Annotated in this window: 13 protein-coding genes and 1 pseudogene; 12 read left to right on the top strand and 2 right to left on the bottom strand. The window is 71.1% G+C overall.

What is annotated here, in order from left to right:
- Nucleotides 1-40 precede the first annotated feature (40 nt).
- Complete coding sequence (locus PV364_RS35170; protein ID WP_319664803.1) at nt 41-799, top strand: type 1 glutamine amidotransferase domain-containing protein; 759 nt, start codon at nt 41-43, stop codon at nt 797-799.
- A 31-nt stretch (nt 800-830) separates the two neighbouring features.
- Here PV364_RS35170 and PV364_RS35165 read toward each other — a convergent pair whose 3' ends face one another.
- Nucleotides 831-1,877: an NAD(P)-dependent alcohol dehydrogenase gene (locus PV364_RS35165; protein ID WP_319664801.1), complete on the bottom strand. Its 1,047-nt coding sequence runs from the start codon at nt 1,875-1,877 to the stop codon at nt 831-833.
- A gap of 271 nt (nt 1,878-2,148) precedes the next feature.
- On the opposite strand from PV364_RS35165, the gene PV364_RS35160 reads away from it, so the two are divergent.
- The 3 genes from PV364_RS35160 to PV364_RS35150 all read left to right on the top strand — a co-directional run bounded on the left by PV364_RS35160 (nt 2,149) and on the right by PV364_RS35150 (nt 4,845).
- Nucleotides 2,149-3,039: a helix-turn-helix transcriptional regulator gene (locus PV364_RS35160; RefSeq protein ID WP_319664800.1), complete on the top strand. Its 891-nt coding sequence runs from the start codon at nt 2,149-2,151 to the stop codon at nt 3,037-3,039.
- A 193-nt stretch (nt 3,040-3,232) separates the two neighbouring features.
- The gene (locus PV364_RS35155) at nt 3,233-4,282 is read left to right on the top strand and encodes an Rv2578c family radical SAM protein (RefSeq protein ID WP_319664798.1); all 1,050 of its coding nucleotides are present in this window, start codon (nt 3,233-3,235) and stop codon (nt 4,280-4,282) included.
- 47 nt (nt 4,283-4,329) lie between these two features.
- Complete coding sequence (locus tag PV364_RS35150) at nt 4,330-4,845, top strand: GNAT family N-acetyltransferase (protein ID WP_319664796.1); 516 nt, start codon at nt 4,330-4,332, stop codon at nt 4,843-4,845.
- Nucleotides 4,846-5,011: 166 nt separating this feature from the next.
- On the opposite strand, the pseudogene PV364_RS35145 reads toward PV364_RS35150, so the two are convergent.
- Nucleotides 5,012-6,094, bottom strand: a pseudogene (locus PV364_RS35145) (HEAT repeat domain-containing protein); the annotation flags it as partial.
- 547 nt (nt 6,095-6,641) lie between these two features.
- On the opposite strand from PV364_RS35145, the gene PV364_RS35140 reads away from it, so the two are divergent.
- The 8 genes from PV364_RS35140 (at nt 6,642) to pssA (ending at nt 16,627) form a co-directional block, all read left to right on the top strand.
- On the top strand, nt 6,642-8,429 hold the full coding sequence (locus PV364_RS35140) for a 3-hydroxybutyryl-CoA dehydrogenase (protein WP_319664794.1): 1,788 nt from the start codon (nt 6,642-6,644) through the stop codon (nt 8,427-8,429).
- A gap of 97 nt (nt 8,430-8,526) precedes the next feature.
- Nucleotides 8,527-9,285, top strand: coding sequence for a TetR/AcrR family transcriptional regulator (locus PV364_RS35135; protein WP_401978486.1), 759 nt, complete (start codon nt 8,527-8,529; stop codon nt 9,283-9,285).
- A 521-nt stretch (nt 9,286-9,806) separates the two neighbouring features.
- Nucleotides 9,807-11,144 carry a crotonyl-CoA carboxylase/reductase gene (gene ccrA / locus PV364_RS35130; protein ID WP_319664791.1) on the top strand — a complete coding sequence of 446 codons (1,338 nt, stop codon included), beginning with the start codon at nt 9,807-9,809 and terminating at the stop codon, nt 11,142-11,144.
- Between the two features lie 14 nt (nt 11,145-11,158).
- Nucleotides 11,159-13,171, top strand: coding sequence for a protein meaA (locus tag PV364_RS35125; protein WP_319664790.1), 2,013 nt, complete (start codon nt 11,159-11,161; stop codon nt 13,169-13,171).
- A gap of 55 nt (nt 13,172-13,226) precedes the next feature.
- Nucleotides 13,227-13,730, top strand: a complete 504-nt coding sequence (locus PV364_RS35120; protein WP_319664788.1) for a MaoC family dehydratase — start codon at nt 13,227-13,229, stop codon at nt 13,728-13,730.
- Between the two features lie 20 nt (nt 13,731-13,750).
- Nucleotides 13,751-14,962, top strand: a complete 1,212-nt coding sequence (locus PV364_RS35115) for an acyl-CoA dehydrogenase family protein (RefSeq protein ID WP_319664786.1) — start codon at nt 13,751-13,753, stop codon at nt 14,960-14,962.
- 170 nt (nt 14,963-15,132) lie between these two features.
- Complete coding sequence (locus PV364_RS35110) at nt 15,133-15,789, top strand: phosphatidylserine decarboxylase (protein ID WP_319664784.1); 657 nt, start codon at nt 15,133-15,135, stop codon at nt 15,787-15,789.
- On the top strand, nt 15,776-16,627 hold the full coding sequence (gene pssA / locus PV364_RS35105; RefSeq protein WP_319664783.1) for a CDP-diacylglycerol--serine O-phosphatidyltransferase: 852 nt from the start codon (nt 15,776-15,778) through the stop codon (nt 16,625-16,627). Before PV364_RS35110 ends, pssA begins: the two co-directional genes overlap by 14 nt.
- Nucleotides 16,628-16,651 lie beyond the last annotated feature (24 nt).

Here is a 16,651-nt window from a genome sequence, read left to right as displayed (position 1 = left end):
TCGGTGTCATGAACGCGCGCAGTCCTGGCATGATGCCCGCATGCGCGTGTGGATGCCGGTCCCGGACCGGGACTTCGACGTGACCGAGGTCGCCGTGCCGTGGCACGTGCTCACCGAGGCGGGTCACGAGGTCGTGCTCGCCACCGAACGGCCCGGCACCCGGCCCGCGGCCGACCCGCGGCTGCTGGACGGGGTGGTGTTCGGCCGGCTCGGCGCCGCCGCGGAGGCCAGGCACCGGTACGAACGGCTCACCCGCAGCGCCGCGTTCGAGCACCCGGTGGGCTGGGAGGACACGGACGTCACGGCGTTCGACGGGCTGCTGCTGCCCGGCGGGCACGCGCCGGGAATGCGCCAGTACCTCGACTCGGCCGTACTGCGTGAGCAAGTGGCCCGGTTCTGGGCGCTGGACCGGCCGGTCGGCGCGATCTGCCACGGAGTACTCGTCCTGGCCCGCACGCGGGATCCCGCCACGGGCCGGGGCCTCCTCGCCGACCGCCGCACCACCTGCCTGCCCAAGTACATGGAGCGCACCGCCTATTGGACGACCGCCTGGCGGCTCGGCCGGTACTACCGCACCTATCCGGCGTACGTGGAGGACGAGGTGCGCGGCGCGCTCGCCGACCCGGCGTCGCAGTTCGAGCGGGGACCCCGCGTGCTGACCCGGCGGGGAACCGCGGACGACGACACCCACGCGTTCGTCGTCGAGGACGGCCGCTACCTGTCCGCCCGATGGCCGGGCGACGCGTATCTGTTCGCCCGCCGCTACCTCGCCCTCCTCGCCCGGGGCACGGCGGGCTGAGGTACGCGGCGCCGCGTGAACCGCGCTCGTGTCAGATCGTGGCCGCGTCGATGACGAAGCGGTAGCGCACGTCGCTGTCGAGGACCCGCTCGTACGCCTCGTTGATCTCGTCGGCACGGATCAACTCGATCTCCGCGCCGATGCCGTGCCCGGCGCAGAAGTCCAGCATCTCCTGCGTCTCGGCGATGCCGCCGATGTTGGAGCCTGCGACGCTCTTGCGGCCGGTGACGACGGAGAAGAGGTCGAGGGCGATCGGCTCCTCCGGGAGCCCGACGTTGACCAGGGCGCCGTCGGTCTTCAGCAGGGACATGTACGCGCTGTAGTCGAGCGCCGCCGAGACGGTGGAGAGCACGACGTCGAAGGTGCCGTCCAGTTCCTCGAAGGTCTTCGGGTCACTCGTGGCGCGGTAGTGCTCGGCGCCCATCCGCAGCCCGTCCTCCCTCTTGCGCAGTGACTGCGAGAGCACCGTCACTTCGGCGCCGAGCGCGTCGGCGATCTTGACGGCCAGGTGACCGAGGCCGCCCATGCCCACGATCGCCACCTTCTTGCCCGGGCCCGCACCCCAGTGCCGCAGCGGCGAGTAGGTGGTGATGCCGGCGCAGAGCAGCGGCGCGGCGACGTCCAGGGAGAGGCCGTCGGGGATGCGCACCACGTAGTTCTCGTCGACGACCATCGTCCGGGAGTAACCGCCGTAGGTGGGCCGGCCGTCCTTGCCGGTGTCGTTGTACGTCTCGACCTTGCCGCCGCTGCCCGTGCAGTACTGCTCCAGCCCGGCCTCGCAGTTGGCACAGGTGCGGCAGGAGTCGACCATGCAGCCGACGCCCACCCGGTCGCCGGCCCGGAACTTCGTGACACCCGCGCCGGCTTCGCGGACCACTCCCGCGATCTCGTGGCCGGGGACCATGGGGAAGATCGCCTCGCCCCACCCCTCGCGGACCTGGTGGATGTCGGAGTGGCAGATGCCGGCGTACTTGATGTCGATCAGGACGTCGAACTCGCCGACCGCACGGCGCTCGATGGTGGTGCGCTCCAGCGGAGCCTTGGGGGCGTGCGCGGCATAGGCGGTGGTGCTGGTCATGTGGGGGATCTCCTGATGGGCTGATTCCGATGCGTTCGGTGAGCGTGGGTCGGGTGACCCGGCCCCGGCTGCCGTGGCCCTCGACCGTCGTCCGGCGCGGCAGTGGACCCCGGCGCCGGCCCGGTGGGCCCTCGCCGTCCAGGACACCACGCGGTCTCCGCCCCGCGGAGGCCGCTTTCCGGCCCTGGCCTGCCGGGGAAGCCGATGCGTAGGACTCGGCGGCCCCCTTTCCCCGGTCCCCCGCACGGGCGCCCCGGCGCAGAATGGAGACGTGGCCAGAAACGTCGAGCTCAGCGAATTCCTGCGCCGTTCCCGCGCCCGCATCACCCCCGAGTCGGCGGGGCTGCCCGAGCGAGGGGCGTACCGGCGGGTGCCGGGGCTGCGCCGCGAGGAGGTCGCCCTGCTGGCCGGGGTGAGCACCGACTACTACACCCGCCTGGAGCAGGGACGGCAGATCAGCCCCTCGGCGGGGGTACTGGAGGCGGTGGCCGCCGCCCTGCGCCTGGACGCCGCGGAACGCGCCCACCTGTTCGACCTCGCCGGGCCCAAGCCCGGCACGGCCCGCCGCAAGGCACCGGCCGTGCAGCGCGTCCGGCCCGGGGTCAGGCGGTTCCTGGACTCCTTCACCGACCAGGCCGGCTTCATCCTCGGGCGCCGCACCGACGTACTGGCCAGCAATCACCTGGCCCGCGCGCTGATCACGGACTTCGACGCGCTGCCCGCGCGGGAGCGCAACCTCACCCGCTGGATCCTCCTCGACGAGGCGGCCCGCTCCCTGTACCCGGACTGGGAGCAGGTCGCCGAGGAGATGACCGCCATCCTGCGGCTCGACGCCGGCCGCCACCCCGAGGACACCCGCACCGCCGAACTGGTCGGCGAACTGGCCATGAAGAGCCGGCACTTCCGCTGCTGGTGGGCCGACCACAAGGTCTACGACCGCACTCACGGGCACAAACGCCACCACCACCCCGTCGTCGGCGACCTGACCGTGGACTATCAGGCCTTCACCATGCCGGGCGAGACCGACCAGACCGTCTTCCTGTACCTGCCGGCCCAGGACCCGGTCTCCCAGGACGCCTGGAAGCTGCTCGCCAGCTGGAGCGCCGGGCAGCCGGCCCGACGGACGGGCTCCGGGGCGACCGGCAAGACCGTCCACGAATAGGAGACCGCGCTCGCGGGGCGCGGCGCGCCCCTGATGACGCGGACCGGCGCTGCCCGGGCCGGGACTCCCCCGGGTCCTCCGGCGTCCCCCGCCCGACGTCACAGGAGCCGCCGGCGACACCTCCCTCGGATACCTCTCGACGTTTTTCGCTCAGGTGTTCTATTCTCTGAGCAGAGCAACAAAAGGAGGCGGCATGAGGTGGGACAACCTGAGCCGCGACACGGCGGCGACCACGCCCGCGCTCTTCGGCATGGACGCCGTGACCCGCACGTTCGACACGCCCGAGTTCCGCGGCATCACGTTCCACGAGGTGCGTGCCCGCAGCATCGTCAACCGGGTGCCGGGAGCGTCCCGGATGCCGTTCGAGTGGACGATCAACCCCTACAGAGGGTGCAGCCACGCCTGCGTGTACTGCTTCGCCCGCAAGACACACAGCTATTTGGACCTGGACTCCGGCCTGGACTTCGACTCGCAGATCGTCGTCAAGGTCAACGCGCCGGAGCTGCTGCGCCGCGAACTGGCCGCACCGCGCTGGCAGGGCGAGCACATCGCCATGGGCACGAACGTCGACTGCTACCAGCGCGCCGAGGGACGGTACCGGCTGATGCCGGGCATCCTGGCGGCGCTCCGCGACCACGCCAATCCGTTCTCGATCCTGACCAAGGGGTCGCTGATCCTGCGCGACCTCGACCTGCTGGTCCAGGCGTCGCGTGTCACGGAGGTCTCCACCGCCGTCTCCGTCGGCTTCCTGGACCGGAAGCTGTGGAACACCGTGGAGCCGGGCACCCCGGCGCCCGCGCGGCGGCTGGACGTCTGCCGGACGCTCAATGACCACGGCATCCCCTGCGGCGTCCTGATGGCACCCGTGCTCCCCTACCTCAGCGACTCGCCGGAGCAGTTGCGGGAGACCGTCCGCGCCATCGCACAGGCCGGCGCCACCTCGGTCACCCCGCTCGTCCTGCATCTGCGCCCCGGCGCCCGCGAGTGGTACATGGCGTGGCTGTCGGTGCACCACCCCCGTCTGATCTCCCGCTACAAAGCGCTGTACGAGAGCGGTGCCTACGCCCCGACCTGGTACCAGCGGCGGATCACGCGCCAGGTGCACGAATTCGCCGACGAGTTCGGCATAGGCCCCTCGCGTCCGACGGCCGCCCGGCGTCTGCGGTCCGTGCCCGCGCTGCCCGCCGACGAGACGGCCGCCCAGGAACCGGTACCGGAGCCGACGCAATTGACGCTGCTCTGAAAAAAGCCCCTGGCCTGCGCCGCACTCGTGCGCATAGCGTCCGGTGCATGACCGATATACGGGCGATGGTACGCGAAGACATCGACGCCGTGTGCGCGATCCGCGTCAGCGGCTGGCGGGCGGCGTACGCGGGGATCGTCCCGCAGCCCTACCTGGACGCCATGGACGCCGCGGCGGACGCGGAAACGCGCCGGGGGTGGTTCGACGCGGGCAGCGGCCGGGTCGACAACCTTGTCGCGTCCGACGGCGCCGAACTCACGGGATGGGCGGCACTCGGCCCGTACCGCGGCGAACAGGACGGCGGCGAGGTCGGCGAGTTGTACGCCATCTATGTGCGTCCGGACCGCATCGGCCAAGGCGTCGGACGCGCCCTCATGGACGCCGTCCGGACGCGGGCAACCGAACGCGGCTTCCGGCGGCTGCGGCTGTGGGTGCTGGCCGACAACGCGCCCGCGCGGCACTTCTACGTCCGGGCCGGCTTCGGACCGGACGGCACCGACCAGATCGAGATGTACAACGAGGTGCCCCTCAAGGAGCTCCGTTACGCCGCGGACCTGGACTGAGGCGTCCCGCCAGCCTCCGCGTCGCGGCACTGGGCGCCTCCTTGCGCGCCCTGGCCAGCACGGACGCGGCGACCGGGTCGCCGGAAGACGCCAGCGCCCGCACGACGCGCCGCGGGTAGGGCGGCGCGCACAGCCCGGCGAGCGCGGCGGTGGCGCGGGGCTCGTCCCGGTAGCGGGCGAGTCCGCGCGCGGCGGCGCTGCGCACCTCCTCGTCCGGGTCACCGGCCGCGGCCAGCAACACGTCCAGCACGGCCGCGCCGCCGATCCGGCCGAGGGCGTCCACGGCCGGGGCGCGCAGGGCCGGCACCCCGGCGGCACGGCCCAGCAGCGGCACCGCTCGCACGTCCCCGAGCCGGCCGAGCTCCTCCGCACAGCCGCGGGCGGCCTGGAGGCCGGGCCGCCCCTCGTCCAGGAGCCACTGCAGGGTGGCCGTCAGGGCCGGCACCGACTCCGGAGCGCCCAGGCGGCCGAGCAGGCGGATCGCGGCGAGGGCGTAGGTGATGCGCAGCCGGTTGGTCGCGAGCGCGGCGGCGGCACGGGCGGTACGGGGGTCCCCGAGCCGGGCGAGGGTGTCCGCCGCGGTCACGTTGCGGAGGGCGTCGCGGTGGTTCAGGAGCAGGACGAGCGTCTCGAAGGCCCGGCGGTCGCCGGCCCGCCCGAGCAGGACGGCGGCGATCTCCCGGTCCCCCAGGGAGCGCGACGGCTCGGTCAGGACACCGGCGAGCGCGTCCCGCGCATCGTGATGGTCCGTCCTCCCGAGCGCCACGAGTGCCGCTTCCCGCACGGCCGCCTCGGGGTCCCGGGCGGCCGCCGTGAACAGGGCGAGGTGGGCCGCGTCCCCGGCGAGGCCCAGGAGATCCAGGGCGAGTGCCCTGGCCCGGGGCACGGGATGGGCGGCGTACCGCAGCAGCAGCGGCACGCTTCCCGGCGCGGGCGGCGCCACCGCCGGGCTCGGTGTCCGGCGCCAGTGCGGGCGCTCACCCCCGTGGACGACGCGGGCGACGGTCCGCTCGAGCCGGTCCGGGTACCAGGAGGGCGCGCCCGGTTCCGCAGCGGCGTCGGCGAGGAGCGCGAGGAGCGGCCCGGCGGTCTCCGGGGCGCCTGCGGCCGCGAGCGCCTCCAGGGCGTAGCGGCGCTCGTCCTCCGTGCCGCCGGGCAGGACGCCGAGCAGGGCGGGGACTCCGGGCGACCGGCCCGCCGCCACGTCGAGCAGTGCCCGTTCCTCCGGGCCGAGGAACGGCCGCACCATGGCGGCGGCATCCCGGGACGCCGCCATGCGCCGTACATAGGCGTCGCGGGACTCACGGTCCCCGGGGGTGGCGAAGGCCAGCAGCCCGAGGACACGGCGCGGCTCGCCCCGCTCCCGCAGGGCGGCCAGGGTGGTGCCGCCGGAGTGTACGGACGGGTACAGGGCGCCGGCCCGTCGCGCCGCACGGCTCCCAGGGAAGCGCGTGTCCTCCGCACCGTCCACAGCGTCCCCTTTCGCCTGCGCTCACCCTAGTGGCCCGCTCATCTGTCATGTGTACAAATCACATGGGCGGAGGGGCTGGCGCGTTGGTTACTCGCCAGTTACCCTCTAACCAACGCACACCGCGGCTTGGTGACGCAGCCGCCGTGTGCCGCCGTTGTCGGTTCGGCACCATCGCGGCGCAGCCCCGGGACAGGGCTCGCCAGCCTCTCCACGCGGGCACGCACACCCACGCGTACGCACCCCGCGGCTCCTCACAACTCCTCTCCCGCCCGCGCCTGTGCCACGAAGACGCACGGCGCGGACCCTCAGCAACTGGAGTTCCGCGATGGACCGTCCACGTCCCTTCCGCACTGTCGCCGTCGTCGGCCTCGGCACCATGGGCACCGGCATCGCCGAGGTCATGGCCCGTGCCGGTCACGAGGTGATCGGCATCGAGACCGACGAGGCCGCGGCGCGTCGCGCCGTCAGCTCCCTGGAGTCCGCCACCGCCCGCGCCGTCCGGCGCGAGCGCATGACGGAGTCGGAGCGCGGCGGCGTCCTGGCCCGCTTCCGCACCTTCTCCGACCTCCAGGCGGCGGCCGACGCCGACCTGGTGATCGAGGTCGTCACCGAGCACTTCGAGATCAAGCGCGAGGTCCTGTGCGGGCTCGACGCGGTCGTCAAGCCCGACGCGATCATCGCGACCGGCACCAACGCCTTGTCGGTGACGGAGCTCGCCTCCCGCACCTCGCGCCCCGACCGCGTCCTCGGACTGCACTTCTTCGCGCCGGCCCCGGCCATGAAGCTGGTCGAGGTGGTCTCGACGGTGCTCACCTCGCCGGAGGCCACCGAGGGCGTCACCACGCTCGTCCGCGGCTTGGGCAAGGAGCCGGTGGCGGTCGGCGACCGTCCGGGCTTCATCGCGGACGGGCTGCTCTTCGGCTACCTCAACCAGGCCGCCGCCATGTACGAGTCGCGCTACGCCACCCGCGAGGACATCGACGCGGCGATGCGGCTCGGCTGCGGTCTGCCCATGGGCCCGCTCGCGCTGCTGGACCTGATCGGCATCGACACCGCCCAGACCGTGCTGGAGGCGATGTACCAGGCCTCCCACGACCGTCTGCACGCCCCGGCACCGATCCTCGGGCAGCTCACCGCGGCGGGCCTGCTGGGCCGCAAGACCGGTCGCGGCTTCTACACGTACGAGGCCCCCTGCAGCGCCACGGTCGTGGCGGACACCGAGACGCCCGCCGCCGGCGGCGGGGCCGCGTCCGGCCGCCCCGTGCGGCGCGTCGGCGTGGCGGGCTCGGGCACCATGGCCACCGGTATCGCGGAGGTCTTCGCGAAGGCGGGCTACGAGGTCGTGCTGGCCGCCCGCGGCCAGGAGAAGGCGGACAACGCCCTGGCGGCGCTCACCAAGTCCCTGGACCGGTCGGCGGCCAAGGGCCGGCTCACCCAGGAGCAGCGGGACGAGGCCGTGGCCCGGGTGACCGCGGCCGGTTCGCTGGACGCGTTCGCGGAGGTCGACCTGGCCGTCGAGGCCGTCGCCGAGGACCTGGCGGTCAAGCAGCAGCTCTTCGCGACCCTGGACAAGGTCTGCAGGCCGGGCGCGGTCCTGGCCACGACCACCTCCTCGCTGCCCGTGGTCGCCATCGCGACCGCGACGTCGCGTCCCGGTGACGTCATCGGCATGCACTTCTTCAACCCCGCTCCGGCCATGAAGCTGGTCGAGGTGGTCCGCACCGTCCTGACCGCCGACGACGTGCACGCGACGGCGCACGAGGTCTGCGGCAGGGTCAGGAAGCACGCCGTGGACTGCGGCGACCGGGCCGGGTTCATCGTCAACGCGCTGCTGTTCCCCTACCTGAACAACGCGGTGAAGATGGTCCAGGAGCACTACGCCACGGTGGAGGACATCGACGCCGCGATGAAGCTCGGGGGCGGTTACCCGATGGGCCCGTTCGAGCTGCTGGACGTCGTGGGCCTGGACGTCTCGCTGGCGATCGAACAGGTGCTGCACAAGGAGTTCCGCGACCCCGGCCTGGCGCCGGCGCCGCTCCTGGAGCACCTGGTGTCGGCGGGCTGCCTGGGCCGCAAGACCGGTCGCGGCTTCCGCGAGTATGCCCGGCGCTGAGCCCGCGGACGGCTGGGGCGGCCTGCTGGGGCCGCCCCACAGGCTGCGGAAGCCGGGCCCTGCCCATGAGGCGGCGGGAATGCAGTACGTTCGCGGTATGTCCCAGCCCGCGAAGCCCACTCGTACCTCCTCCGCGACCGCCCAGCGCCATCGCGTACGCCAGGAGCTGGCGGCCTCCGCAATGCACCTCTTCGCGAGCCAGGGCTACGAGGCGACGACCGTGGACGAGATCGCGGCGGCGGCCGGGGTCGCCAGGCGGACGTTCTTCCGGCATTTCCGCTCCAAGGAAGAGGCGATCTTCCCCGATCACGACGACACCCTGGTGCGCGTCGGGCAGGTGCTGGACTCCGCGGAGCCCCACGAGCACCCCTTGGACACGGTCTGCCGCGGCATCACCGAGGTATTGCGGATGTACGCGGAGGCGCCCGAGGTCTCCGTCGAGCGCTACCGCCTGACCCGGGAGATCCCGATCCTGCGCGAGCGCGAGATCGCCTCGGTGGCCCGTTACGAGCGGTTGTTCACGCGCTACCTGCTGGGCCACTTCGACGAAAGCGCCCAGCACGACGGCGACGACGACCCGCTGCTGGCGGAGGTCGCGGCGTCCGCGGTGGTCGCCGCCCACAACCACGTGCTGCGGCGCTGGCTGCGGGCCGGGGGCAAGGGCGACGTGGAGGTGCAGCTCGACCACGCCTTCGAGGTGATCAAGGCCACCTTCGGCACGGGCATCGGCCGCCGGCCCGTCCCGACCCCGGTGCTCGCCTCCCGGCAGGGCGAGGTGGTCGTGGCCGTCGCACGCACCGACGCCTCGCCCGCGGAGGTCATGCGGACCATCGAGAAGGCCCTGAAGGGCGCGTAGGCGCTGCGCCCGGCTCCCGGGGGCGACCCCGGAGGCGCCGCGTCCGTCCCTGACCCCGGCGCACCCGCGCACGGCATGGGGGTGGCACCCCGTGCCACCCTCCTCCACCGCGCTCCGGCCCGGCCGCCGCCCGACTCGCCGCCCGGGCCGGCCGGTGGGACCGTGGGATGTCCCCACCCCGGCCACGACCACCGTCCCGGACAGCCACACCCCGCTCAGATGTGCAGCCGTGATGCCATTTGAGAAAATTTGTTGGCACCCAGTGTCTTGCCGAGTGGCACGCGGTGCCATACCGTGAAAGCAGTCCGGGCGGGCGGCGTGCAGCGAACCCTCGCACGCCGTCTGTCCCCAAAGGCCCGGACGCCTGCGTCACAGGCACTCCACCGCGCCACCAAGCGCTCTTGCTCGATCCGTGCGACCGTCACGGAAAAAGCACAACCGCCGAACCGACGGCACGACCCACCGCAACCCCCGACGTTCCCTCAAGCGTCCCTACGTCGCGCTTCGCCGGAGGCATCACCGTGAAGGACATCCTCGACGCAATCATGGCGTCCGAAAGCACGGCCGCGGACTTCGCGGCCCTGCCGCTCCCCGAGTCGTACCGTGCCGTCACCGTCCGCAAGGACGAGGCCGGCATGTTCGAGGGCCTGGAGAGCAGCGAGAAGGACCCGCGCAAGTCGCTGCACGTGGACGACGTGCCCGTGCCCGAGCTCGGTCCGGGCGAGGCCCTGGTGGCCGTCATGGCCAGCTCGGTCAACTACAACTCGGTGTGGACCTCGATCTTCGAGCCGATGTCCACCTTCGGCTTCCTGGAGCGGTACGGCAAGCTCTCCCCGCTCACCAAGCGGCACGACCTGCCGTACCACATCATCGGCTCCGACCTGGCGGGCGTGGTCCTGCGCACCGGCCCCGGTGTGAACGCCTGGCGGCCCGGCGACGAGGTGGTCGCGCACTGCCTGTCCGTGGAACTGGAGTCCGCGGACGGCCACAACGACACGATGCTCGACCCCGAGCAGCGCATCTGGGGCTTCGAGACCAACTTCGGCGGCCTCGCCGAGATCGCCCTGGTGAAGTCCAACCAGCTGATGCCCAAGCCGAAGCACCTCAGCTGGGAGGAGGCAGCCGCCCCCGGCCTGGTGAACTCCACCGCCTACCGGCAGCTGGTCTCCCGCAACGGCGCCGGGATGAAGCAGGGCGACAACGTCCTGATCTGGGGGGCCAGCGGCGGCCTCGGTTCCTACGCCACCCAGTTCGCGCTGGCCGGCGGCGCCACCCCGATCTGCGTGGTGTCCTCGCCGCAGAAGGCGGAGATCTGCCGCAGCATGGGCGCCGAGGCGATCATCGACCGCAATGCCGAGGACTACCGGTTCTGGAAGGACGAGCACACCCAGGACCCGAAGGAGTGGAAGCGCCTTGGCAAGCGCATCCGCGAGCTGACCGGCGGCGAGGACGTCGACATCGTCTTCGAGCACCCGGGCCGCGAGACCTTCGGCGCCTCGGTGTACGTCACGCGCAAGGGCGGCACGATCGTCACCTGCGCCTCGACCTCGGGCTTCACCCACGAGTACGACAACCGCTACCTGTGGATGTCGCTCAAGCGCATCGTCGGCTCGCACTTCGCGAACTACCGCGAGGCGTGGGAGGCCAACCGCCTCGTGGCCAAGGGGAAGATCCACCCGACCCTGTCGCGGACGTACAGCCTGGAGGACACCGGCCAGGCCGCCTACGACGTGCACCGCAACCTCCACCAGGGCAAGGTCGGCGTGCTGGCGCTGGCCCCGCAGGAGGGGCTCGGCGTCCGCGACGAGGAGATGCGGGCCCAGCACATCGACGCCATCAACCGCTTCCGGAACATCTGAGGTCGGGAACGAGCATGAGCGAGCGTCAGAAGGATCGTCCGTGGCTGATGCGGACCTACGCCGGGCACTCCACCGCCGAGGCGTCCAACGCCCTCTACCGGCGCAATCTCGCCAAGGGCCAGACCGGCCTGTCGGTCGCGTTCGACCTCCCGACGCAGACCGGTTACGACCCCGACCACATCCTCGCCCGCGGCGAGGTGGGCCGGGTCGGGGTCCCGGTCGCCCATCTCGGTGACATGCGCCGGCTCTTCCAGGACATCCCGCTGGACGGGATGAACACCTCGATGACCATCAACGCCAGCGCCATGTGGCTGCTGGCGCTGTACCAGGTCGTCGCGGAGGAGCAGGGCGCGGACATCACGAAGCTCCAGGGGACGACGCAGAACGACATCGTCAAGGAGTACCTGTCGCGCGGGACGTACGTCTTCCCGCCGGTGCCCTCGCTGCGGCTGACGACCGACATGATCGCCTACACGGTCGGCCGCATCCCCAAATGGAACCCGATCAACATCTGCAGCTACCACCTGCAGGAGGCCGGCGCCACGCCGGTCCAGGAGATCGCGTACTCCATGGCGACGGCGATCGCCGTCCTGGACGCCGTCCGCGACTCCGGCCAGGTGCCGCAGGAGCGCATGGGCGACGTCGTGGCGCGCATCTCCTTCTTCGTGAACGCCGGCGTGCGCTTCGTCGAGGAGATGTGCAAGATGCGGGCCTTCACCCGCATCTGGGACCAGGTCACCAAGGAGCGCTACGGGATCGAGGACCCCAAGCAGCGCCGCTTCCGCTACGGCGTCCAGGTCAATTCGCTCGGCCTGACCGAGGCCCAGCCGGAGAACAACGTCCAGCGCATCGTCCTGGAGATGCTGGCCGTGACGCTCTCCAAGGACGCCCGCGCCCGCGCCGTGCAGCTGCCGGCCTGGAACGAGGCGCTCGGCCTGCCGCGCCCCTGGGACCAGCAGTGGTCCCTGCGCATCCAGCAGGTGCTGGCGCACGAGAGCGACCTGCTGGAGTACGCGGACATCTTCGACGGCAGCCATGTCGTCGAGGCGAAGGTCGGCGAGCTCGTCGAACAGTCGCTGGCCGAGATCGGGCGGATCCAGGAGATGGGCGGCGCCATGGCCGCCGTCGAGTCGGGCTACCTCAAGTCGCAGCTGGTCTCCTCGCATGCCGAGCGCCGTGCGCGGATCGAGTCCGGCGACGAGAAGATCATCGGGGTCAACTGCTACGAGGGCACCGAGCCCAGCCCGCTCACCTCGGACCTGGACGGCGCCGTCATGACCGTCGACCCGGAGAACGAGGCCCGGGTCGTCGCCGCCCTGCACGACTGGCGGGACAACCGGGACGAGTCCCGCGCCCAGAAGTCGCTGGAGGCCCTGAAGGCGGCCGCCGCCGGAACGGCCAACCTGATGGAGGCCACCTTGGAGTGCGCGCGGGCCGGCGTCACCACCGGCGAGTGGTCCTGGGCCCTGCGCGACGTCTTCGGCGAGTACCGGGCCCCCACGGGCGTCGGCGGCGCCCCCGTCGCGGTCACCGCCGAGGAGGGCACGCCGCTGGCCGAGGTGCGCCGCAAGGTGGCGCTCACCGCGCGGGAGCTGGGCGGCGGCAAGCTGCGGCTGCTGGTCGGCAAACCGGGACTGGACGGCCACTCCAACGGCGCCGAGCAGATCGCCGTGCGAGCCCGTGACGCCGGCTTCGAGGTGGTCTACCAGGGCATCAGGCTGACGCCCGAGCAGATCGTCTCGGCGGCGGTCGCCGAGGACGTGCACTGTGTCGGCCTGTCGATCCTGTCCGGCTCGCACGCCGAGCTGGTGCCGGACGTCCTGGAGCGGCTGCGCCGTACGGGGGCGGACGACGTCCCGGTCATCGCCGGGGGCATCATCCCCCCGGCGGACGCGGCCAAGCTGATCGAGTGCGGCGTCGCCGCCGTGTTCACGCCGAAGGACTTCGGAATCACGGAGATCATCGGCAGGATCGTGGACGAGATCCGCAGGGCGAACAAGCTGGACCCGCTGGAAGTCCCCGCGTGACCTCAGCGGCAGTCACCCGTACGAGCAAGCACGACATCCCGGAGGCGCAGAAGCGATGCAGTTCGGCCGCACGTATGAAGAGTTCGAGGTCGGCGCTGTCTACAAGCACTGGCCCGGGAAGACGGTCACCGAGTACGACGACCACCTCTTCTGCCTCCTGACCATGAATCACCACCCGCTCCACATGGACGCGAACTACGCCGAGCAGACGACCGATTTCGGCCGGAACGTCGTCGTGGGCAACTACATCTACTCGCTGCTGCTGGGCATGTCCGTCCCGGACGTCTCCGGCAAGGCGATCGCCAATCTGGAGGTCGAGTCGCTGAAGCACGTGGCGCCGACCTTCCACGGCGACACCATCTACGGCGAGACCGCCGTGCTGGACAAGTGGCCGTCGAAGTCCAAGGACGACCGGGGCATCGTCCATGTGGAGACCAAGGGCTACAAGCAGGACGGCACCCTGGTGTGCGTCTTCCGCAGGAAGGTGATGGTCCCGACCGCCACCTACATCAAGGAGCGCGGCGGCGAGCAGCCCGGCCGTCCGTCCGTCGCCCACTGAACTCGTAGGAGAAACGACAGATGAGCCGTCTCGCCCAGACCGACGGGCTGACCGACATCCAGCAGGAGATCCTCTCCACGGTCCGCAGCTTTGTCGACAAGGAGATCCTCCCGGTCGCCAACGAGCTGGAGCACAAGGACGAGTACCCCACCGACATCGTCGAGGGCCTGAAGGAACTGGGCATCTTCGGCCTGATGATCCCCGAGGAGTACGGCGGCCTCGGCGAGTCCCTGCTCACCTACGCCCTGACGGTCGAGGAGATCGCCCGGGGCTGGATGAGCGTGTCGGGCATCATCAACACCCACTTCATCGTCGCCTACATGCTCAAGCAGCACGGCACACAGGAGCAGAAGGACCACTTCCTGCCCCGGATGGCCACCGGCGAGGTGCGGGGCGCGTTCTCGATGTCGGAGCCGGGCCTGGGCTCCGACGTCTCCGCCATCCGCACCAAGGCCGTCCGTGACGGCGACGACTACGTCATCAACGGCCAGAAGATGTGGCTGACCAACGGCGGCACGTCCAACCTCGTCGCGGTCCTCTGCCGCACGGACGAGGGGCACCCGGAAGGGGCGGCCCCGCACAAGTCCATGACGACCTTCCTCATCGAGAAGGAGCCGGGCTTCGGCCCGAACCCGGCGGTGAAGGGCCTCACCGTGCCCGGGAAGATCGAGAAGATGGGCTACAAGGGGGTCGACACGACCGAGCTCATCCTCGAGGACGTCAGGATTCCGTCACATCGCGTCCTCGGCGGCGAGAGCGGCCGCGGTTTTTACCAAATGATGGACGGCGTGGAGGTCGGCCGGGTCAACGTGGCCGCCCGGGGCTGCGGCGTGGCGCGGCGCGCCTTCGAACTGGGGATCGCCTACGCCCAGCAGCGGGAGACCTTCGGCAAGCCGATCGCGCAGCACCAGGCGATCCAGTTCAAGTTGTCGGAAATGGCCACCAAGGTCGAGGCCGCGCACGCCCTGATGGTCAACGCCGCACGCAAGAAGGACTCCGGCCAGCGCAACGACCTGGAGGCCGGCATGGCGAAGTACCTGGCCTCGGAGTACTGCAAGGAGGTCGTCGAGGACGCGTTCCGCATCCACGGCGGTTACGGCTTCTCCAAGGAGTACGAGATCGAGCGTCTGTACCGCGAGGCACCGATGCTGCTGATCGGCGAGGGCACCGCCGAGATCCAGAAAATGATCATCGGTCGCCGGCTGCTCGAGGAGTACCGGATCCAGGGATGAATGTCTGGGTTGTGACGCTTTGCGCTAGCCAAAGGTCACACCCAGTCATCAATAACCGGCCACGGACTCCGCCACTGGCTTGCCCAGTTGCCCGTCACTGCCGATACCATTCACGGAAAGCCGCCGTCCCCAGAACCATCTTGCGGCACCCTCCGCTACGAAGGTCTTCCATGCCCCACAGCCAATCCTCTGCTAAACGCGACAGCCTGGCCGGCGTACGCCTCGCGCGCGGAGCATCGCCGTGGCTCCTCCCGACCGTGGCCACCGCAGCGGTCAGCCTGGCCCGCGCCCGCCGTTCCGGGCGCTGGGCGGCCGTGGCCGTCCCCACCACCGCCCTCGCGGCGGGCATGCTGTGGTTCTTCCGCGACCCCGAGCGGGAGATCGCCCAGGGCCGCGTCATCTCGCCGGCCGACGGCGTGGTGCAGAGCATCATGCCGTGGAAGGACGGGCGCACCCGCGTCGCGATCTTCATGAGCCCGCTGAACGTCCACGTCAACCGCGCCCCCCTCGCGGGCACGGTCACGTCGGTGGAACACATCCCGGGTGGGTTCGTTCCGGCGTTCAACAAGGAGAGCGAGAACAACGAGCGCGTTGTCTGGCACTTCGACACCGAGCTCGGTGACATCGAGATGGTGCAGATCGCCGGTGCCGTCGCGCGTCGCATCGTGCCCTACGTCCCGCAGGGCACCAAGGTCGAGCAGGGTGACCGGATCGGACTGATCCGGTTCGGCTCCCGTGTCGACATCTACCTTCCCGAGGGCGTCGAGCCCGCCGTCGAGGTCGGCCAGACCACCGTTGCCGGGGTGACTCGCCTTGACCGTGATTGAGCCCGACGCGCAGGCACCGTGGGTCGCCGCGGTGGACGAGGACGACGACGATGACATGCCGCTGTCAACGCGGCTGTCGATAGCGGACGGCCTGACCCTCGGCAACGCGATCTGCGGATTCATGGCGGTGTACTTCACCACCACCGGAGTCCTGGTCCCGCACCTCATGGGCAGCACCGACGGCGGCATGACGCGGCACAGCGCCGCCACCGCCGTACTGCTGATGCTCATGGCGTCGGTCTTCGACCTCTTCGACGGGCTCGTGGCGCGCAAGCTGCGCAGCTCGGCGATGGGCGCGGAGCTCGACAACCTCTCCGACCTCATCAGCTTCGGCCTGGCCCCCGCCTACTTCGTGGTGGTCTGGGGTCTGATCTCCGACGACGCCTACGGCAAGCTGTCGGCGGTGGCCGCCGTCGTCGTGCTGCTCGCGGTCGTGCTGCGGCTGGCCCGGTTCTCCTGCACGACGGTCCGCGAGGGCATCTTCCAGGGCATGCCGAGCCCGTTCGGGGCCATGACCGTGATCTCGGTGGTGCTGCTGGAGCTGCCGTTCATCCCGACGGTGCTGGCCATCGTCGGTGTGGCGTGGCTGATGGTCAGCCGGGTCGAGTACCCCAAGCCGCGGGGCCGGCTCGCCCTGATCACCCTCGCCTGGATCGTCGTCAGCATGGGCTGCCTGGTCTGCTGGGCCTTCGCGGTCCCCGGTGGCGACGTGCTGCTGCAGACGGGCGCGGCCCTGCAGATCTGCGCGGCGGCGGTCATCCCGCTGTTCGCGACGACCCGCAGGGTCAACACGATCCGCAACAACCGCCGTGAGGCGCGTACGGCCCAGCTTCCATAGCCGTACGAGGAACGTCCGTGGGGC

The sequence above is a fragment of the Streptomyces sp. MI02-7b genome (genome assembly GCF_033793585.1).
GTDB lineage: Bacteria > Actinomycetota > Actinomycetes > Streptomycetales > Streptomycetaceae > Actinacidiphila.
The sequence above is the reverse complement of the archived record's forward strand: the minus strand, read 5'-3'. Positions and strand labels throughout refer to the sequence as shown.